Annotated in this window: 17 protein-coding genes and 1 tRNA gene; 12 read left to right on the forward strand and 6 right to left on the reverse strand. The window is 42.3% G+C overall.

Annotated features, from left to right (window positions below; all coding sequences use genetic code 11):
• Nucleotides 1-27: 27 nt before the first annotated feature.
• The 3 genes from ftsH (at nt 28) to Q7J63_RS00605 (ending at nt 3,764) form a co-directional block, all read left to right on the forward strand.
• On the forward strand, nt 28-2,082 hold the full coding sequence (gene ftsH / locus Q7J63_RS00595) for an ATP-dependent zinc metalloprotease FtsH (RefSeq protein ID WP_019597947.1): 2,055 nt from the start codon (nt 28-30) through the stop codon (nt 2,080-2,082).
• Nucleotides 2,083-2,178: 96 nt separating this feature from the next.
• Complete coding sequence (locus tag Q7J63_RS00600) at nt 2,179-2,937, forward strand: UDP-2,3-diacylglucosamine diphosphatase (protein WP_019597948.1); 759 nt, start codon at nt 2,179-2,181, stop codon at nt 2,935-2,937.
• Nucleotides 2,934-3,764, forward strand: coding sequence for a hypothetical protein (locus Q7J63_RS00605; RefSeq protein WP_304883551.1), 831 nt, complete (start codon nt 2,934-2,936; stop codon nt 3,762-3,764). The genes Q7J63_RS00600 and Q7J63_RS00605 overlap by 4 nt, the downstream gene beginning before the upstream one ends.
• A 62-nt stretch (nt 3,765-3,826) precedes the next feature.
• On the opposite strand, the gene Q7J63_RS00610 is transcribed toward Q7J63_RS00605, so the two are convergent.
• Complete coding sequence (locus Q7J63_RS00610; RefSeq protein WP_019597950.1) at nt 3,827-4,255, reverse strand: peptidylprolyl isomerase; 429 nt, start codon at nt 4,253-4,255, stop codon at nt 3,827-3,829.
• A gap of 208 nt (nt 4,256-4,463) precedes the next feature.
• Here Q7J63_RS00610 and Q7J63_RS00615 point away from each other — a divergent pair, with 208 nt between their 5' ends.
• The 6 genes from Q7J63_RS00615 to Q7J63_RS00640 all read left to right on the forward strand — a co-directional run bounded on the left by Q7J63_RS00615 (nt 4,464) and on the right by Q7J63_RS00640 (nt 12,860).
• Nucleotides 4,464-5,846: a sigma-54 dependent transcriptional regulator gene (locus Q7J63_RS00615; RefSeq protein ID WP_019597951.1), complete on the forward strand. Its 1,383-nt coding sequence runs from the start codon at nt 4,464-4,466 to the stop codon at nt 5,844-5,846.
• Nucleotides 5,836-7,179, forward strand: a complete 1,344-nt coding sequence (locus tag Q7J63_RS00620; RefSeq protein ID WP_019597952.1) for a PAS domain-containing sensor histidine kinase — start codon at nt 5,836-5,838, stop codon at nt 7,177-7,179. The genes Q7J63_RS00615 and Q7J63_RS00620 overlap by 11 nt, the downstream gene beginning before the upstream one ends.
• A 214-nt stretch (nt 7,180-7,393) precedes the next feature.
• Nucleotides 7,394-8,245: a UDP-2,3-diacylglucosamine diphosphatase gene (locus Q7J63_RS00625; protein WP_019597953.1), complete on the forward strand. Its 852-nt coding sequence runs from the start codon at nt 7,394-7,396 to the stop codon at nt 8,243-8,245.
• A gap of 1 nt (nt 8,246) precedes the next feature.
• Complete coding sequence (locus Q7J63_RS00630; protein ID WP_304883552.1) at nt 8,247-9,386, forward strand: glycosyltransferase family protein; 1,140 nt, start codon at nt 8,247-8,249, stop codon at nt 9,384-9,386.
• A 221-nt stretch (nt 9,387-9,607) separates the two neighbouring features.
• The gene (locus tag Q7J63_RS00635) at nt 9,608-12,292 is read left to right on the forward strand and encodes a glucosidase (protein WP_304883553.1); all 2,685 of its coding nucleotides are present in this window, start codon (nt 9,608-9,610) and stop codon (nt 12,290-12,292) included.
• Entirely contained in the window at nt 12,267-12,860 is a 594-nt protein-coding gene (locus Q7J63_RS00640) for a ribonuclease HII (protein WP_026333645.1), read from the forward strand. Before Q7J63_RS00635 ends, Q7J63_RS00640 begins: the two co-directional genes overlap by 26 nt.
• 12 nt (nt 12,861-12,872) lie before the next feature.
• Here Q7J63_RS00640 and Q7J63_RS00645 read toward each other — a convergent pair whose 3' ends face one another.
• From Q7J63_RS00645 to lepA, 4 genes are all read right to left on the reverse strand, one after another.
• Nucleotides 12,873-13,421: a DsrE family protein gene (locus Q7J63_RS00645; protein ID WP_304883554.1), complete on the reverse strand. Its 549-nt coding sequence runs from the start codon at nt 13,419-13,421 to the stop codon at nt 12,873-12,875.
• A gap of 95 nt (nt 13,422-13,516) precedes the next feature.
• Nucleotides 13,517-13,600, reverse strand: a tRNA-Leu gene (locus Q7J63_RS00650).
• A gap of 190 nt (nt 13,601-13,790) precedes the next feature.
• Nucleotides 13,791-14,672, reverse strand: a complete 882-nt coding sequence (locus tag Q7J63_RS00655; protein ID WP_304883555.1) for a bifunctional 5,10-methylenetetrahydrofolate dehydrogenase/5,10-methenyltetrahydrofolate cyclohydrolase — start codon at nt 14,670-14,672, stop codon at nt 13,791-13,793.
• A 30-nt stretch (nt 14,673-14,702) separates the two neighbouring features.
• Nucleotides 14,703-16,496 (reverse strand): translation elongation factor 4, encoded by a 1,794-nt coding sequence (gene lepA / locus Q7J63_RS00660; protein ID WP_019597959.1) that lies wholly within the window; start codon nt 16,494-16,496, stop codon nt 14,703-14,705.
• Nucleotides 16,497-16,637: 141 nt separating this feature from the next.
• Between lepA and Q7J63_RS00665 the strand changes: the two genes are divergently transcribed.
• Nucleotides 16,638-17,183: a DUF4924 family protein gene (locus tag Q7J63_RS00665; protein ID WP_304883556.1), complete on the forward strand. Its 546-nt coding sequence runs from the start codon at nt 16,638-16,640 to the stop codon at nt 17,181-17,183.
• An 11-nt stretch (nt 17,184-17,194) separates the two neighbouring features.
• Here the strand turns inward: Q7J63_RS00665 and Q7J63_RS00670 are convergent, their stop codons facing one another.
• Nucleotides 17,195-19,117 carry an AAA domain-containing protein gene (locus tag Q7J63_RS00670; RefSeq protein WP_304883557.1) on the reverse strand — a complete coding sequence of 641 codons (1,923 nt, stop codon included), beginning with the start codon at nt 19,115-19,117 and terminating at the stop codon, nt 17,195-17,197.
• Nucleotides 19,118-19,189: 72 nt separating this feature from the next.
• Here Q7J63_RS00670 and Q7J63_RS00675 point away from each other — a divergent pair, with 72 nt between their 5' ends.
• Both Q7J63_RS00675 and Q7J63_RS00680 read left to right on the forward strand, forming a co-directional pair.
• A complete protein-coding gene (locus tag Q7J63_RS00675) occupies nt 19,190-19,786 on the forward strand; it encodes an ACP phosphodiesterase (RefSeq protein WP_019597962.1) in 597 nt (198 codons plus the stop codon).
• Nucleotides 19,783-20,244 (forward strand): hypothetical protein, encoded by a 462-nt coding sequence (locus tag Q7J63_RS00680; protein ID WP_304883558.1) that lies wholly within the window; start codon nt 19,783-19,785, stop codon nt 20,242-20,244. Before Q7J63_RS00675 ends, Q7J63_RS00680 begins: the two co-directional genes overlap by 4 nt.
• Nucleotides 20,245-20,418: the final 174 nt, after the last annotated feature.

Consider the following 20,418-nt stretch of genomic DNA (forward strand, 5'->3'; position numbering starts at 1 on the left):
ACAAGTTAAAAGAATAACAAGCAAGCAATGAGCGAGAAGACTAAAAATAAAAGTTTCTTACCAAAAACACCTCAAAAGCCGAATTTTCAGCTCTGGTTGATCATCACCGCGGTCATCGTCTTGATAGGCGTCACGTGGTTCAATCAGCGGAGTGCTGTGATTGACGTCACGCTAAAAAAGTTTGAGGACATGTATCTGGCGAACGATGTGTCAAAAGTGGTGGTCATCTACAATCAAAACTCCGTAGAAGTCACACTTAGACCAGAGTCTCTACAGAACAACAAATACAAAGATGAACTGGAAGCCAATAGCCCGTTTTTCAATCCAACAGGCCCGCATTATCAGGTCAGAATCGCATCCGTAGATAAGTTCATTGAATATTTCGATGCCTTGGAGGCGGATATGCCGATTGATTCCAGGATTGGATATACCGCAAAAACCCAAGAAAGCTGGACCAATTGGTTCTCAAGCTTCGGCTTCCTCATACTTTTGTTCCTACTGTTTTGGATCATGATGCGAAGAATGTCCGGACCAAGCGGACCAGGTGGCCAAATATTCAATGTGGGTAAATCCAAAGCGCAATTATTTGATGCAGATACCAAAATCAAAATTACTTTTGATAACGTGGCTGGATTGGATGAGGCCAAGGAAGAAGTTCAAGAAATCGTTGAATTTCTGAAGACCCCTGCAAAATTCACCAAATTGGGAGGTAAAATTCCTAAGGGTGCATTGTTGGTAGGACCTCCAGGGACAGGTAAAACTCTTTTGGCGAAAGCTGTTGCAGGCGAAGCTGGCGTTCCATTCTTTACTTTGTCAGGTTCTGATTTCGTAGAGATGTTTGTCGGAGTTGGTGCTGCACGTGTAAGGGATCTGTTCAAACAAGCCAAGGAAAAAGCCCCTTGTATTATATTCATCGATGAAATTGATGCCATTGGTAGGTCTCGGGGCAAAGGTCAAATGCCTGGTTCAAACGATGAGCGTGAAAACACATTGAATTCCCTTTTGGTGGAAATGGATGGTTTTGGCACAGATTCAGGTGTTATCGTCTTGGCTGCGACCAACAGACCTGACGTATTGGACAGCGCTTTGTTGAGAGCTGGACGATTTGACAGACAAATCAGCATTGACAAACCGGATATCGTGGGAAGGGAAGCCATCTTCAAGGTGCATTTGGCGCCTATAAAAGTGGCAGATGACATTGACCCGAAGAAACTGGCGGCCCAAACCCCGGGTTTTGCGGGAGCAGAAATTGCCAACGTGTGCAACGAAGCCGCGTTGATCGCCGCAAGGAGAAACAAATCTGCGGTGGACATGCAGGATTTCCAAGATGCCGTTGACCGTGTCATTGGTGGATTGGAAAAGAAAACCAAAATCATTTCTCCTGAAGAAAAGAGAATTGTGGCTTACCATGAGGCAGGTCATGCAGTGGCGGGTTGGTTCCTTGAGCATGCGGATCCATTGGTGAAAGTAAGTATCGTTCCTAGGGGGATCGCAGCCTTGGGCTATGCGCAGTATCTTCCAAAAGAACAGTTCCTTTATCAAACCGAACAACTTTTGGATGAAATCTGTATGACATTGGGAGGAAGAGCTGCAGAAGAGATTATCTTTGGCAAGATCTCCACCGGAGCCTTGAGTGATTTGGAAAGAGTAACCAAAGTTGCCTATTCCATGGTCACTGTTTATGGTATGAATGACAAGATCGGAAACGTTTCTTTCTACGAAAGCAAAGGAAACGACTACAAGATGACAAAGCCCTATTCCGAAACCACTGCTGAAACCATCGATGAGGAAGTCCGAAAACTTATCTCTCAGGCATATGAAAGGACGAAAGCTTTATTGAACAGCAAAAAGGCTGAGGTAGAAACTTTGGCCCAAGAACTTCTCGAGAAAGAAATCATATTCCAATCTGATTTGGAAAGGTTGATTGGAAAGAGACCCTTTGCCAAGGAGACCACTTATGAGGCCTATACCAAAAAAGTACCTGTTAAAGTTGAGGTTTCAGAAAAAGAAGTCGCTAAAGACGAAAAACCTGAAGATCCTGCTGAAGCGGAAGTTCAAAACATCAGTGAAAACAAAGATTGATATTATCAGTAAAAGCATAAAAGCCTCCCACAATCGGGAGGCTTTTTCATTTCTGTTACCTGTATTTTTTTATCTTTGAAAAATCATTCCCAAAACATGAACATTCAACTTCATCAAAAGAAAGTTTTTTTCGCCTCGGATTTCCATTTGGGGGCACCTGATGAAAAAAGCAGCAAGATTCGCGAAGATAAAATCATTCAATGGCTGAATTCAATCGAAGACGAAGCCGCTGCCATCTTTTTGGTTGGGGACATATTTGATTTTTGGTTTGAATATGAAAAAGTCGTTCCAAAAGGATTTATTCGGTTTCTAGGTAAAATCGCGCAACTAAGGGATAAAAATATCCCAATTTGTTTTTTCACGGGAAACCATGACCTGTGGATGAAAAATTATTTTACCGATGAACTTGGGATACCCGTACATCAAAACCCAATAGAACTTCAGATCGAAAACAAAAAGTTTTTGATTGGACATGGTGATGGATTGGGACCTGGGGACAACAGGTATAAAATCCTGAAAAAAATCTTCACCAACAGTGCATGCCAATGGCTTTTCAAATGGGTACATCCAGATCTTGGGATAAAGTTTGCCCAAAAATGGTCAGGCAGCAGCCGCATCACCAATGACCTGAAAAACGAAAACGAATTCAAAGGTGAAGATGAATGGCTATGGCAGTATTGCAAAACCATTCAAGAACACCGCCATTTTGATTATTATATATTTGGCCACCGCCATCTCCCACTGGATCTTCCCGTTGGCAAATCATCGCGATATTTCAATTTGGGAGAATGGGTAAATCACTTTACCTATGGTGAATTTGACGGCAAGGAATTTAAAATCAAAACCTTTCAATGATGACAAGGATGTTCCTGGTTTTGACTTCCATGCTCCTCACATTTGGAGGATTTGCACAGACATCAACATGGAATCAACATGCCAATATCCCGTTGGAAAGAATCCATCTGGTTTCTATGGATAACCAAGGGTTTATCTTCGTTGCCAATCTAGAGGGGAATATTTCCCAATTCGACAGAGATGGGAACTTCCAAAATATTTTCTCTCCAAGCAGGCAAGGCAGATTGTCTCAATTAGAGGCTTCTTGGACAGTTAACATCTTTACTTTTTCTACTGATCTTCAGGAATATCGAATTCTAGATCGCTTTCTCAATCCCATCACCGAAAACAAAATCCAACAGGATAATATTTTTTTAGCCAAGGCTGCCACATTGGGCAATAACAATATCATTTGGGTCTTTGACGAGTCTGATTTTTCTCTGAAACAATTGGATTACCGACGCAACCTGGTCATCCAACAGCAACCTTTAAACCTTGTTCTGAAAAATTCGGACCTTGAAATCATCGAAATCAAAGAATACCAAAACATGGTTTTCTTGAATATCAAAAACGAAGGAGTATATATTTTTGATAATCAAGCAAATTTTATTCGGTCCCTTCCGATTGTGTTGGATCTAAAATTATCTTTTTGGAAAAACAATCTGGTATTTATTTCAAAAGGAGAAATAATCCTCATGAATTTCCAATCGGGGATACAAGAAAAAATTCCTCTTCCGGCAAACTCAAACTCTAAAAATATTTTGGTCAACCCAAATTCGGTGCTGCTATTCGACCCAGGCCAAATATCCATCTACAAAAAAGAAGATACGCCACTTCGCGACAAATGAAAAATACCCGGAAAAGCTGAAAAACAGTTTCCCGGGTATTTTTTGAATATCATTGAGATTGATTATATAATTTCAACCAGTTTGATGTCAAATATCAAGTCCTGACCTGCCAAAGGATGGTTTGCATCCAATGTTATTTTTTCGGCATCCACGTTCACCACCTTTACAGGCATCGGTTGACCGTTTTGGCCCTGAAGACTTAACTCCATTCCAACTTCTGGCTTGATATGCTCAGGAACCTCTGTCAAAGGTATCTCCACCATCATATCTTCTCTCTTTTCACCATAGGCCTCTACAGAAGGAATCGTGATGCTCTTGTCGTCACCGATTGCCATGCCGTAAACAGCTGCATCAAATCCTTTGATCATATTTCCATCACCAAGGGTAAATTGAAGCGGCTCCCTATTCTCGGATGAGTCGAAAACCGTTCCGTCGGTTAACTTTCCTGTGTAGTGAACTTTTACTGAATTTCCTTTGCTTGCTACTGACATAATATTTTTTTAGATTTTGTAAGGACACAAAGTTAATAATTTTTGAAAGGGATAAAAACCATTGCAGAAGTAGTTTGGAAAAGTGTGCGATTTTGCGATAATTGTGTTCGATTATGAACAAAAAAATCAATAAATTTGTCTAACCAATGGGTATTTAGGCATTTATGGAAATGGCACCATTTTGACTGGTATTTAAAAAAAGAATATTATGGAAAACCAAACACTCGGAAAAATCCTGATCATTGATGACAATGAAGACTTATTGTTTGCCGCTAAAATGCTGTTGAAAAAACATGCAAAGGAAGTAAGCATCGAAAAAGATCCACGGAGAATCCCCTTTTTGGTCAACAACAACAGTTATGATGTGATCCTTTTGGACATGAACTTTACGGAAGACACCACCTCCGGCAAAGAGGGTTTCCATTGGTTAAAACAAATCAAAGAAATAGATCCTAAAGCTGTCGTCATCTTGATCACAGCATTTGGAGATGTGGAAATGGCCGTTCGGGCATTGAAAGAAGGAGCATCTGACTTTATCCTTAAACCTTGGCAAAATGAGAAACTCTTGGCCACATTGACTTCCGCTTCTCGGCTTAAAGAGAGTTATGACACAGTGGACAAACTCTCCAAAAAGCAGAAACAGCTTCAATCGGATCTAAAGAAACCTTATACAGACATTATCGGCCACAGTGCCTCCATGAAAAACATTTTTTCCATCATCGACAAAGTAGCCAAGACGGATGCGAATATTTTGATTTTGGGAGAAAACGGAACTGGAAAAGAATTGATTGCCAGAGCAATCCATGACAGATCCCTTCGTAAGGATGAAATATTTGTGGGAGTAGACATGGGTTCGATCACGGAATCCCTATTTGAGAGCGAATTGTTTGGTCACAAAAGAGGTGCATTCACAGACGCAAAAGAAGACCGGGCAGGAAGGTTTGAGATTGCTGATCAGGGAACGCTTTTTTTGGACGAAATTGGCAACCTCAGCATGCCTCTTCAATCCAAACTACTCACCGTTCTTCAGAAAAGGGAGGTTACCCGCATTGGCACCAACAAGGCCATTCCCGTGGACATTCGACTCATCTGTGCCACCAACATGCATGTGCATGAGATGGTAATGGAAAATGGCTTCCGACAGGATTTACTCTATCGGATCAATACTGTGGAAATTTTTCTTCCACCCTTAAGGGAAAGGCAGGATGACATCCCTGTTTTGGCAGAACATTTCCTGAAAATCTATTCACAAAAGTACAGGAAGGAATTCCGTGGCTTCAAACCTGCGGCAATGCAACTCCTCCAGCGGTACAATTGGCCGGGAAACATACGGGAACTGCAACATGCGATAGAAAGGGCCATCATCATGGCAGAAAGCGATGAGCTGGACAGTCGTGATTTTTTCTTTTTGTCAGCCAAACCAACGAATGAAAAAGTCTCCGCCCCTGCAAGCTTCAATTTGGATGAGGTCGAAAAGAATGTCATCCAAAAAGCCATTGACAAAAATGGGGGAAATATTTCTAAAGCAGCCAAAGAACTCGGGCTAACCCGAGCATCTTTGTATAGAAGATTAGAAAAATATGGATTATAAAGTTGGTTTGTTGGGAAGGATTATCCTTCTCGCCATTTCTCTATTTCTACTCGCCTACACCATTTTCAGCGGTACGGGAGTCTTTGCGATTTCCCTTTTTGTCATTCTGGTGTCGGCGCAGATCATTTTTTTATTGGGCTATGCCGAAAGCTCCTTTAAAAAAGTGCGTCAGTTTCTCAACAATATCAAACAAGACAATTATACCACGCTTTATCCGGTCAAATTTGATGGGACAGAAACTGATGATCTCCACATCGAATTCAATGCCATCCTGGCCAAGCTCCAGGAAGATCAGGCGGAGAAAGAGGCGAACTACCAGTACTTCCGCTCAGTTTTCCAACACTTGAGCATTGGTTTGATCACCTTCGACGAAGAAGGAAAAGTCCAAATCATCAACACCGCCGCAAAAAGGATGTTGGACATCGGTCAGTTAATCAACATCAATGAAGTCGATAAAATCAACAAAGAGCTCTACCAAGCCATTCATAGTCTGCGTACTGGAGGAAGCGAACTGATCAAAATCGCCCATCCGGACGGAATCATGCAGCTTTCGGTGTACGTGATTGAGTTGGTCATGAGGGACGTGAAATTCAAATTGGTCTCGCTTCAAAATATCCAAAGTGAATTGGAGGAAAAAGAAATGGAGGCTTGGCAAAACCTGGTCAAGGTGCTCACCCATGAAATCATGAATTCCATTGCCCCCATATCATCACTTGCCGCGACGATCAAAGGTGAATTGGAGTCCAAAATCGAGGACAACATTCCCGTGCCACCCCAAGACCTGGAGGATTACCTTATGGCAATCAGCACGATAGAAAAGCGGAGTGAGGGGATGATCAATTTTGTGAGCGATTTTAGAAGCCTCGCCCATATCCCTACTCCAAAATTCCGAGCGATTTCAATCCAAAATCTATTTGATCAAATGGAGACCCTACTTCAAAACCAGTTTGAAAGAAATCAAATCCTTCTAAAAAAACATATCAACCCAGAAGACCTCATTCTTTTTGGGGACCAAAATTTAATCGAACAAGTCCTGATTAATCTGATCCAGAATGCCATCCATGCCGTTGAGGATTCCCCTTTCCGGATCATTACCTTGGAAGCCTTCATCGACGAGGCAGGCAAAATCATCTTGGAAGTCAAAGACTCCGGGAAAGGCATAGAAGAAGAAGCATTGTCGAAAATCTTCATCCCTTTTTTCACCACCAAAAAGACCGGCTCCGGCATCGGACTCAGTCTTTCCAAGCAGATCATGAGGAGACACAAAGGAAACATCCAAGTCCGGTCAACACTCGGTGAGGGGACAACTTTCAAGTTGATATTCAACGGATAAAATAGGGATTCCCCAATCAACTGGTAAGCGGTGCAATTCCCGGAATAAGGCCGTTGACTCTCCCCTACATTCATGATTCTTTTTTTTATTTGCTTTCCCTTAACTTTCTCTTGACAATGCCCAACTCAAATTCTAAAAGGATATTGTTTTCATAACAATCACGTCATGACCAGTTCAAACTGCTGTTGTAGCTTGCAAGCAAAACAGATAGCATTTGAAAACTCATTTCAAAACCATCGTGATCTCAGATGTCCACTTGGGCACCAAGGGATCAAAAGCAAAGGAGGTAAGCAGGTTTCTCAAGACTTACCGATGTGAAAATCTGATCCTGAACGGGGATATCATCGATGGATGGCAACTCAAAAAATCCGGCTCCTGGAAAAGAAAACACACCCGGTTTTTCAATAGAATGCTCAAAATGATGGAGCAGGACAATACCAAGGTTTTTTACCTTCGGGGCAATCATGATGATTTCTTAGATCAGATTTTACCCCTAAAGATCGGAAATCTGTCTATCCAAACAGACATGGTTTATGAAAGCCACGGAAAAAAATATTTCATTACCCACGGAGATATTTTTGACAGCATCACAACCAATCTTCGTTGGATTGCATATTTGGGCGATATTGGCTACACTTTTTTACTTTGGATCAACAGGATGGTCAATTTTCAGAGAAGAAAAAGAGGTCTCCCCTATTTTTCCCTCAGCCAGTATGTAAAAGGCAAGGTAAAATCAGCTGTTTCCTACATTGACCAATATGAGGAAGAACTTTCCAAAATGGCCAAAGCCAAAGGATGCGACGGAATAATTTGTGGGCATATTCACCATCCCGAAAACAGAATGATCGACGGAATTCACTATTTAAATTCCGGCGATTGGGTGGAAACAATGAGCGCATTGGCCGAAGACCACGACGGGAATTGGCAATTGATCTATTACAACGAGATTGATTTCAAGCAAAAACCTGAAAATGAGATCGCTCCATTGGAGATCCACAGGGAATTGAAAACGGTAGCGTTCCAAGGATTACTGAACTCAGAGATTATCCACCCCTTTCAGTTCTGACATGAAATTCGTGTTTATTGTCCAGGGAGAAGGAAGGGGACACATGACCCAGGCCATCTCACTTTTTGAAATGCTTGATGAAATGGGACATGAAGTTGCGGCAGTCTGCATTGGGACCAGCCAGAGAAGGGAAATCCCGGATTTTGTGAAGGAGAAATTGACTTGCCCACTTCTTCTGGTAGAAAGTCCAAATTTCGTCACTGACAAAAATCACAAGGGAGTATTGTTGGGAAAAACAATTCGGAAAAACCTTCGGAATTTACCAACATTCCAAAGGAGCTTGCGGAAAATCCACGAATTGGTTTCCAAGCATCAACCCGACATTCTCCTGAATTTTTATGATTTGCTTGGTGGTCTTTACAATGCAAGATACAGACCCTCCTGTAGATTATGGGTCATTGGCCATCAATACCTCAGCTTACATCCTGATTTCCCTTTCCCCAGTGGGAATATCCTCCCAAAAATACTTTTCCAGCTGAACACCCACATCACCGCCTTGGGGGCAGACGAATTTTTCGCACTTTCTTTTCGAAATCTCCCAAAAAGCAAAAGAAGTAATTTACATGTTCTGCCCCCATTGTTAAGAAAATCAATTTTTGATTTACAACCGGAAAAAGGAGATTATATACTCACTTACATGGTGAATTCTGGATACAGCGAAGAAGTGCTCCACTATGCCAAAAACAATCCCGAGCTAAAAATTGAAGCTTTTTGGGACAAAATGGGAATGCCGGAACGATACTGTCCACTTCCAAACGTGGTCTTCCACCAGGTAAATGACCGATTGTTTTTAACAAAAATGGCAAAATGCAGGGGTTTTGTCAGCACTGCTGGATTTGAATCCATCTGTGAAGCGATGTACCTCGGAAAACCTGTGATGATGGTTCCTGTCAAAAAGCATTTTGAACAAACTTGCAATGCGCTGGATGCCTCTCTGGCGGGAGTTGGGACCATTGCAAAATCCTTCGATTTTGGCGTGTTTGACAAGCATCTTCGATCAGACCTTTCGGAAGCCGAAAACCACGCATCTTGGGTTTCCCAATTTAAGTCAATATTTAAAGGAGTTTTGTCCAATAAGACATCTACTTCTGGCGAAACCAACCTAGGTCCGAACCCCATAAATAAGGCCATGTTCGGGTAATCTACCATTCCTGATTTTTTATTTTGCCCAAAAAAAGTTTTGATAATCCAAATCTAGGTAATAATTCCCTCTTTTATTTTTTTTCATAAATGCCCATTTGAGAGATTTCAATCGGTTGCGGAATATTAATTTTAAAAAAAATCACCCCCCAAAAGTGCATTCGCATCATCCTTAATCCAAAATTCGATAAATTCGTGATTGTTTATTTGCGAATTACATCAATGAATATAGAAAAAATAAGGCTGGAAGAGGACCGCGATAGGAAGAAGCATTGGAAAAAATGGGGACCTTATCTTACGGAAAGACAATGGGGAACGGTACGCGAAGATTACAGTCTTGATGGCTCGGCTTGGGAAAACGTGACCCATGAAGAAGCGCGGAGCAAGGCTTACCGTTGGGGGGAAGAAGGAATTGGTGGCGTTTGTGATTACAAGCAAAAGCTTTGCATTGCGTGGGCATTTTGGAACGGAAAAGATCCCTTGATCAAGGAAAGGCTCTTTGGACTTACCGGAAATCAGGGAAACCACGGGGAAGATGTGAAGGAAATCTATTACTATCTTGACTCCACACCCACCCACAGCTACATGAAGATGCTTTACAAGTATCCTCAGCGCGAATTTCCTTACAGTGACTTGATAGATGAAAACAGAAGAAGAACCAAGGCGGACAAGGAATATGAACTGATCGATACAGGTATTTTTGATGACGACGCTTATTTCGATATTTTCCTAGAGTATGCCAAGCAAGATATAGAGGATTTGGTAGGCATCGCCACCATTCACAATAGGGGGAGTGAGGATGCCGAAATCTGGGTAATGCCCACTATGTGGTTCAGAAAAACTTGGTTCACGGGCCATGAGCCTTTTATGCCCAAACTTTACAAAACAGATGAAAACAACATAACAGCCTTTTCTCCCAAATCAGGAAATTATTTTTTCAATTTTGAAGGTACTCCAGAATTAAAGTTTTGTGACAACGAAACCAATCGAGAAAAACTTTACGGGATCAAAAACGAAAAAAAATTCCTAAAGGATGCCATCAATGATTACCTGATTGATGGAAATGACAACCATCTTAATCCGGATGATTTCGGAACCAAGGCCGCTGCCATCTATAAATTAACCATTCCTGCCGGAGGAAAAGAGGTAGTGAAATTCAGAATGACCCATCAAAGCATGACCGACGAAACGGTCACTGCTGAGGAAATCATGGAAAATCGGCACAATGAAGCCGATGAATTTTATCTGGAAATCCAAAAAAGAGTAAAGGACGCAGACCATCTCAATATCCAGCGGCAAGCCTATGCAGGAATGATGTGGAGCAAACAATTCTACTATTATAATGTGGAGCGCTGGCTGGAAGGTGATACAGGAAGATACGTTCCACCTGTCGCAAGAAAAAAAGGGAGAAATAATAAGTGGCGACATTTACAGAATTATGACATCATTTCCATGCCCGACAAATGGGAATATCCATGGTATGCCGCTTGGGATTTGGCCTTCCATTGTATCCCCATAGCCAGAATAGACCCCGATTTTGCCAAAAACCAATTGGTCCTCCTGCTCAATGAATGGTACATGCATCCCAACGGGCAGATTCCTGCTTATGAGTGGAATTTTAGCGATGTCAACCCACCTGTTCATGCCTATGCTGTCCAACGCGTTTATCAAATTGACAAAAAGATGAATGGCGGCAAAGGGGACCAGGAATTCCTTGAAAGGGCATTCCATAAGCTCATGCTCAATTTCACTTGGTGGATCAACCAGAAAGACAATGACGGAAAGAATATATTCGAAGGCGGTTTCTTAGGCTTGGACAATATCTCGGTATTTGACAGGAGTCATGCCCACAAATACAGCGGAAAACTGGAGCAGGCAGATGCGACCTCATGGATGGCCATGTTTTCCCTCAACATGCTGCGGATATCCCTTGACCTCTGCGCTTTCAACAAAGTTTATCAATTCACAGCGACCAAATTCCTGGAACATTTTCTATACATCGCAGGAGCGATGAGCAACATTTCTGGAGAAAACATCAGTCTTTGGGATGACGAAGACAATTTCTTCTACGATGTATTGCATCTCCCAGGAAAAGAGCCGAAGGTGATGAAAGTGAAGTCAATCGTGGGAATCATCCCATTGTTTGCTGTTGAGCCTATTCGTGAAGAAATGTTTGAAGGACTGCCTGAGTTTAGGCGAAGAATGGATTTCTTCATGCGGGAAAAGCCAAAATTGGCAGCCTTGGTTTCCAGCTGGATTCAACCCGGGAATGAAAAGCGAAGACTGTTTTCATTGCTAAGGGGACATAGAATGAAAAGTATTTTGCAAAAAATGCTGAATCCCCAAGAATTCCTCAGTGAATTCGGCATCAGGTCATTGTCAAAAGCACATGAAAAACATCCCTACAGCATGCGGATGAATGGTGATGTTTTGACCGTGAGGTATACTCCAGGAGAATCGGATTCACTCATGTTCGGAGGAAATTCAAATTGGAGGGGCCCCATTTGGTTCCCTATTAATTTCCTGATTATTGAGTCCTTGAAAAAGTTTGACTTCTACTACGGGGGTGAATTTTCCATCGAATATCCCACAGGATCAGGAAACTACCTGACCATGGATCTGATCGCAAAAGAACTTTCCCTAAGAAACATGAAAATCTTCATGAAAAATGAACATGGGTATCGTCCTGTCTATGGCAACTGTAAAAAGATGCAGGAGGATCCACATTTCAAGGATTACATTCTCTTTTATGAGTATTTCCATGGTGAGGATGGACGTGGATTGGGTGCTTCGCACCAAACAGGCTGGACGGGACTGGTAGCAGAGATGATCCATAAGTATTACAAAGAGAAGGGAGAAGAGGAAGATGCACCAACGACAAATGCTACGACCTTATTTAGAATCTAATCGGTTGGAGGCAGGCTGCGATGAAGTTGGGCGAGGTTGTCTCTGTGGGCCGGTGGTGGCAGCGGCCGTCATTCTTCCTGCGCAGTATGCGAATGCGTTGATCAACGATTCCAAAAAATTAACAAAAACCAATCGCGAAAGCCTGATTTTGGAGATAAAATCAAATGCAATTGCTTGGGCAGTCGCGGAAGCAAGCGTGGAGGAGATTGACACAATCAACATCCTCCACGCCTCTTTTTTGGCCATGAACAGGGCGATAGAGGGCCTTATCATCCAGCCGGAACACCTGCTTATCGATGGCAACCGTTTCAATACCCACCTTCCTTATTCTTACAGTTGTGTGATCAAAGGAGATGAGAATTTTGCTTCCATCGCTGCTGCTTCTATTTTGGCAAAAGTCTATCGCGATCATTTAATGGCCGAATACGCCAAAACCTATCCTGGTTATGGTTGGGAATCCAATGCTGGTTATCCAACAAAGAGACACAGGGATGGAATCAGGACATTGGGATTGACACCCATCCACAGAAAACATTTCAAACATTTACCGGATGAAATCTCCCTTTAGATTTATTTTTTTTTAAAACTTAAAATAAACATATCCCTGAGGGATATAGGTAGTAAGCGTCGTCAAAGCAGACAAAGCAATTTGGGTCCCTTCCCAAACGTCAGAAGTGCGTAATGCTCTTGCTAACAAAGATTGACCACAAATGTAAACTTCCACCCCACTTTCCTGCAAAGCCTTAAACACATCCAAATTGGGGTTTTTGACTCCATAGAGCTTCTCATAGGCTTCATCTTTCAAGACAGTAAAGATCGCGCCTCCATGGACGACCACTTTTACCTTGATGTTTTCCTTGGGAGTCCCCGCCAATCCATGTAGGTTGATCATTCTGGCGATGTTGTCAACCATTCGATTCACCTTGGTAGGATCCTCTGCCGAAAATGTCAGGTCAACAATTATCTTGTAGACCGCATTTGGATCCGGATTTTCGGTTGCATCTGGAATTTCATAAATTCCACCATGTCCTTTTACAATTGGAAATTGAGCATTTTGACTGAATGAAGCTTGGGCCAGTAAGAAAAAAAACATTCCTGCCAAGACAGAGATTTTGGTGATTTGTGTCATTTGATGTGAGAATTGAATCGATTGAAAAAGTAAACAAAAATCCCAGCATTCAAACAACCGCAAATAAAAAAAGCCCCGAAATTCGGGGCTTTTTGTGCGCACGAGAAGAGTCGAACTTCCATACCCAAACGGGCACCACCCCCTCAAAGTGGCGTGTCTACCAATTTCACCACGTGCGCAATTAGGGTCAGCAAAAGTAGAAAGGTTTGCCATTCCCTGCAAGTAGAAATGAGGATTTTTTAAGCAAATAATCCGGACGCAGCCAAGTCGGTACGGAAACTGCTGACTATTAGGGTCAGTACATTGTTGAACCTTAAACTTCACAAAGGAAGAATCGATCCCGCAATATCCTCAGCCCAAAAATTGGACTTAATACACCTTCTTTTCGGCCGCCAACAAGGTATTGTAAAGCAGGGATGCAATCGTCATGGGACCTACTCCACCCGGAACGGGCGTGATGGCGGAAGCTTTTTGGGAGACTTCCTCAAATTTAACGTCCCCGACCAATCTAAAGCCTGATTTTTTTGTTGCGTCGGCAATCCTATGAATCCCAACATCAATCACGACAGCGCCTTCTTTGACCATGTCAGCGGTTACGAATCCAGGTTTTCCCAAAGCCACAATCAAAATATCGGCAGTCTTCGCAATTTCAGCCAGATTTTTGGTCCGACTGTGGGTGAGTGTCACGGTACAGTTTCCCGGATATTCATTCCGGGCCATCAATATGCTCATCGGGGAACCCACGATATGGCTTCTCCCTATCACCACACAATGTTTACCCGAAGTTTCTATTTCGTACCTCTTCAATAATTCCACAATGCCGTAGGGCGTCGCTGAAACATAAGTAGGCCATCCCAAGGCCATTCTTCCGACATTGGCAGGTGTAAAACCATCCACATCCTTTTCAGGTCTGATCTTATTGGTTACTTTTTGGATGGAAATATGATTGGGCAATGGCAACTGGACGATGAGTCCGTCAATGTCGGGATTGTCATTGATTTCGTCCACCACCCTCAACAATTCATCTTCAGTGACATCTTCATTCAGTCTAACCAAGGTAGATTGAAACCCGACTTGCTCACAGGATTTTACTTTTGCCCCCACATAGGTTTGGCTTGCACCATCATTTCCGACCAAAACCGCAGCCAAGTGTGGGATTTTACCTCCTTCGTTCTTGATTTCTTTGACGCGAGCAGCGATTTCCTGCTTGATATCCTCGGATGTTTTCTTACCGTCTATGATTAAGGGCATGGTTATTTTATGTTTTTTAAGAAATGAAAATCAATCAAGTTTCAGCACGGCCATGAAAGCCTCCTGTGGAATTTCCACGTTGCCAACCTGTCTCATTCTCTTTTTACCTTTCTTCTGTTTTTCCAACAACTTTCGCTTTCTGGAAATATCACCACCGTAACACTTCGCCAATACGTTTTTACGAAGGGCTTTTACCGTTTCTCGAGCGATGATTTTGGAGCCTATAGCCGCTTGAATTGCGATTTCAAACATTTGTCTCGGCACCAACTCCTTCAATTTTTCACACAGTCTTTTGCCCCAATCATACGCTTTATCCCGATGCACAATGGCAGACAAAGCATCTACCACTTCCCCATTGAGCATGACGTCCAACCGAACCATATGAGATTGTTGGTAGCCTTTCATTTCATAATCCAAGGAAGCATAGCCCCTAGAGATGGTTTTGAGTTTATCGAAGAAGTCAAAAACAATTTCAGCCAAAGGCATGTCAAAAGTCAATTCAACCCTTTCGGAAGTCAAATACACCTGGTTTTTGATCTGACCCCTTTTGTCCATACAAAGCTGGATTACTGGACCAACATATTCAGCGGCCGTAATAATGGAAGCTTTGACAAAAGGCTCCTCAATGTGCTTGAAAAGCGTTGGGTCAGGCATATCCGACGGCGCATTGACAATTTTGAAGACATCATTCTGCATCAAAGCCCTGAACTGAACCGATGGCACCGTAGTGATCACGGTCATATTGAATTCCCTTTCGAGTCTTTCCTGGACGATCTCCATGTGGAGCATCCCCAAAAATCCACAACGAAAACCAAATCCCAGTGCAGCTGAAGTCTCCGGTTCCCAAACCAAGGAGGCATCATTCAACTGGAGTTTCTCCATGGAAGCTCTCAATTCCTCAAATTCGGTTGTCTCTACAGGATAGATACCCGCAAAAACCATTGGTTTGACATTTTCAAACCCTTTGATGGCGACGCTGCAGGGACGTTTGATATGGGTGATTGTATCCCCCACTTTCACTTCTTTTGCAACTTTGATTCCCGAAATCAGATAACCTACATCACCGGCACTCAAGGTTTTTTGGGGGATTTGTTTTACCCCCAAGATTCCGATTTCATCGGCAAAATATTCCTGGCCCGTATTGACAAATTTGATTCTATCTCCTTTGTGAATGGTTCCATTGAATATCCTGAAAATAACTTCCACTCCCCTGAAGGGATTGTAGACAGAATCAAAAATCATGGCTTGAAGAGGCGCTTCTGGATCTCCTTTGGGCGCTGGAATCCGGTGGATCACTGCATGAAGGATATCTTCTATGCCAATTCCTTCCTTTCCGGAGGCCAAAACAATATCTTCCCGATCACAGCCGATCAATTCAATCACTTCATCCGCGACAGCCTCAGGGTCTGCTCCAGGAAGGTCAATTTTGTTCAAAACCGGGATGATTTCCAAGTCATGGCCCATTGCCAAATAAAGATTGGAAATTGTTTGGGCCTCGACCCCCTGAGAAGCATCCACGATCAACAATGCACCTTCACAGGCAGCAATTGATCGAGAGACTTCATAAGAAAAATCCACATGACCTGGGGTATCGATCAGATTGAGGGTGTACTCTTCATCCTTATACATGTATTTCATTTGGATCGCATGAGACTTGATGGTGATGCCACGCTCACGCTCAAGATCCATATTGTCCAACAATTGAGCCTGCATTTCCCTGCCTGTTACCGTGTTGGTAAATTCAAGGAGGCGATCGGCCAGTGTACTCTTGCCATGATCAATGTGGGCAATGATACAGAAATTCCTAATTTTTTGCATATCCATTCTGTGGGCAAAAATAGGTAAAAATCGGATTATTAAACCATTTTGCCCTGCATAAAATCAAAACTCCTCCTCTCGAGATATGTTTGCCTGTAAAAGGTCAAAAAATTAGTTTTCACTATCTTTGCCCAAAATTAAAGCTTTATGAAAGAAGTTGCCGAAAACAAAAAAACCAAAAATATAGGGGAATACATCATTTACATGTACCAGATGGAGGATCTTTTGCGGGCATATGCATTTGAAATCGCCGACATCAAACAATATGTAATTGCCCATTATCCGATTTCCGAGGAGCAAAAAAACGAAACTTATGATTGGTTTGAAGGACTGATCGCTTCAATGAAAGCTGAAGGAAAATTGAATGAAGGACATTTGGAGGCCACCCAGGAAAGTGTGGAAGCACTGGCAAAAATCCATTGGGAACTTTTGAAGTCAGACCAGACGTATTTTGACATTTATACAAAAGCAAAACCACATGTGATCAGAATGATCCTTGAAGCGGGAGAGAAATCCCCTAAACACGAAATCCAGGTTTGCGTCAATGGCATTTATGGGTTGCTTCTGGCGAGGTTGAGAAGCAGGGATGTTCCAAAAGAAATGTTGGATGCTACGATTGCCTTTGGAGATGTTTTGAGCTATTTGAATTACAGCTATTTTGAATCCCTTGGCAAAAAAATAAGGGAGAATTGATCTCCCTCTTTTCAAAACTCGTAAACGCTGTGGTAGCTTCCGTTTTTGTCCACATAATCCAAAAAAGACGCGTAAAAGGGATTGCTGCTGAGGGTTGCGCTGTCGCCGATCACCACCAATTTCCTTTTGGCACGGGTAAGGGCCACATTCATTCTTCGGGTATCCGATAAAAACCCAATTTCGCCTGTTTCATTGGATCGGACCAAACTGATCACAATAATATCCCTTTCCTGGCCTTGAAAACCATCTATTGAATTGATGGTGAGTAACTCGGAAAAAGACCTAAGGTTTGGGAATTCGAAACTTTCGAAAATCAATTCCTGGAATTTCCTGACTTGTGCACGATAGGGAGAAATCAGCCCAATGTTCCATTCTTTCATTTTCAAATTGGAGATACCGATCCTTTTGATCAAAGACTCGAGGTATTGTAAGGTAAACCTCGCCTCCTGAAGGTTCATGGTACTCAAAGACTCATTTTCTTGATGCTCGCTGTAGCCACTTCCCGCCGTATCGATGAAGGTCAAAACGGGTTCGTCCTCCAACAAAAAGTGGCTTTTTGTGTTCTCCGCAGCTTCCAATTCGTTTCTGTAAAAATACTTGCTGGAAAAGCCCATTATTTTTTCAGGCATTCGATATTGCAGCCTGAGCATCACGGAAGCTTGGGCTTGCCTCTTGATCACTTTCTCGAAAAGGGTCTCACTCAAACCGTTTTTTGCTGCCTCATAGGACTTGATGGTGGGAGGCAATTGGCAATGATCCCCTGCCATCACTACTTTATCGGCCTTCAAAATCGGAATCCAGGTGGCCGCTTCCAATCCCTGTCCAGCCTCATCTATGAATACCACCGGGAAATTGATCCCTTTCAAGGATTTGTTGTTCGCGCCAACCAAAGTGGATGCAATGACCTGCGTTTTCTGAAAAATATCATATTGAATGTAATTTTCCAGATTTTCGGCATCATTTCTCAATCTTGTGACTTCATCGAGGAGTCGTTTTCGCTGCATCCGTTCCTCTGGACCAAAATTGCGTTTGTGTTTCCGCGCTATTTTCCTGTATTCATCCGCAGATTTTCGGAGTTTTCTGAGGTCTTTATAACTTTCGTGCAACGCAACCTTTGCGTCCAATGTTTGGGAAAGGATTTTATCATCCACCCTTGCAGGATGACCAATTCTAAGTGTTGTGATACCATTATCGATCAATTTTTCCACCAACAAATCCACCGCGGCATTGCTGGGTGCACAGACCAATACCTGGGGATGGCTTCGAAGGGTTTGGACGATCGCCGCGATCAAGGTGGTGGTTTTACCTGTACCCGGAGGTCCATGGATAATGGCAACATCTTTGGCGCGATGGATCAGCGCAAGCGCCTCATTTTGGACGGGGTTTAAATTTGGCTGGTTTTGGTGAATTTTATTGTCAAAATCAGGACTTTTGTATCCAAGCAATATCTCTTTCAATTCACTCAGCCTACCTTTTTCCGATTTTATCAGGGCCTTGAGCGTAGCCTCCATTTCCCGATAGCTTCCCTCATCAAACAAAAGATCTATGCCGATTTTTCCATCTGTAAGCCACTCAGGCAAATCGTCCTCAAGAAGGGTGATGATCATACTCTCTTTCTTGACCATATTGACCACTCCATTCACCCTGTGTTCCTGACCCTGAAAACTCTCGTTGTTGGAAAAAACAGAGACAGATTTCCCGGATTGAAAAACATGTGATTGGGTCAAGTCATATCTTTCCAATTCAATCAAAAACTTATCCCCATAACCTGATTTGACATTTTTGACCTGGACGGGATACCAGCAAATCCCTTCCTTTTTCCTATCGGACAAGGAGGTGTACAAAAACTTTTTCTTATATTGTTGTAGGTCTTCCTCCCACTCCTGCTTAATCAATTTCAACGAATATTTTAACTCTTCCTGAATGTCGGGCATCAATTAATTTTTAATTCAAAACTAATATATTATCATTGGTGTTTAGTAAATTGTTTTAAGATTTTTATAAAGGTGAATTTTCTAGCACATGCATATTTATCCTTCGGGGACCCAAAGGTACTCATTGGGAATTTTATTGGTGACTTCGTAAGAGGACCGATAGACACCGTTTATGTAAAAGATATTGTGATAGGAATCAGGCTCCATAGAGATATCGATTATTTCACGGACCATCATCCAGTGGTCAAAGAAGCGCAAAGCATACTCAAGCCCGAATATGGGAGATATTCTTCAGTGATCACCGACATGTATTTTGATTATTTTCTGGGAAAATATTGGAACAACTACCACCATCAACCCTTAGAGGAATTTGCCCAGGAGGTTTATGCGACGATTGAGGCCCATAGGGAAATTCTTCCCGAAAACTTCTTAAAGGCCTTCGAATACATGAAGCATTACAATTGGTTAGCGGGATATGGAGAGCTTGACGGAATCAGGCGCGCCATGACAGGAATGTCAAAAAGAACGCGATTTGATTCCAAAATGGAAACTGCCCACCTCTTCCTGGACAATCATCATGAATATTTGAGGCTTCATTTTGGCGATTTTTTTGAGGACCTTGTGGCGTATTCCAAAAAAAGACTGGAAGAATTAAGAGCGGAAAAATGACCGAGTGCAAACCCAAAAAAAACACCTATTTCTCCCTTAGCATCGTATTGGCCATTATTTTGAGCGGATTGGTGTTTTTATTACATGAATTTGCAACAGAAAGAAGCTATGGGTTGATTTTTTATCTGTTCAGTAGCTCCCTGCTAACTTTATTGGCGCTTATTCTACTTGTTAAAATGATGGCTGGATATAAATTCATTTCCTTTGGACAGGGAAAAATAATCACCCGACTTCCGCTACGGAGGCAAACAAAATCCTATCATCTCAATCAGGTCTTGGCTTGGGAGGAAGAGCGGATGCTGGCTAACAAAAGGGATTTTAGACAGCTGACAATCATTTTTGACGACAAAACCGCTTTTTCCGTCAGCAATCATGAGCACAGTTCCTATCCTGAGCTATTTCAGTACCTCAATAAAAAAATTCCAAAGAAAAAAGTCCTTGAGAAATCAAAAGACTAAAAAAACCTATTCAACCCGTTTCATGCATTACGAATGTCATTCAATGCTGAATTTATCTGATAATTAGCCTGTTGCTGACTTTCATTGACTACACCATACCGGTTTCAGGAATTGGTCACCCAATTGTCTGATTTTCTTTCGGCTTCAATATCCTAAGAAAGCCTAATGCATATT

The sequence above is a fragment of the Rhodonellum sp. genome (assembly GCF_030656585.1).
In the GTDB taxonomy this organism is placed as follows: domain Bacteria; phylum Bacteroidota; class Bacteroidia; order Cytophagales; family Cyclobacteriaceae; genus Rhodonellum; species Rhodonellum psychrophilum.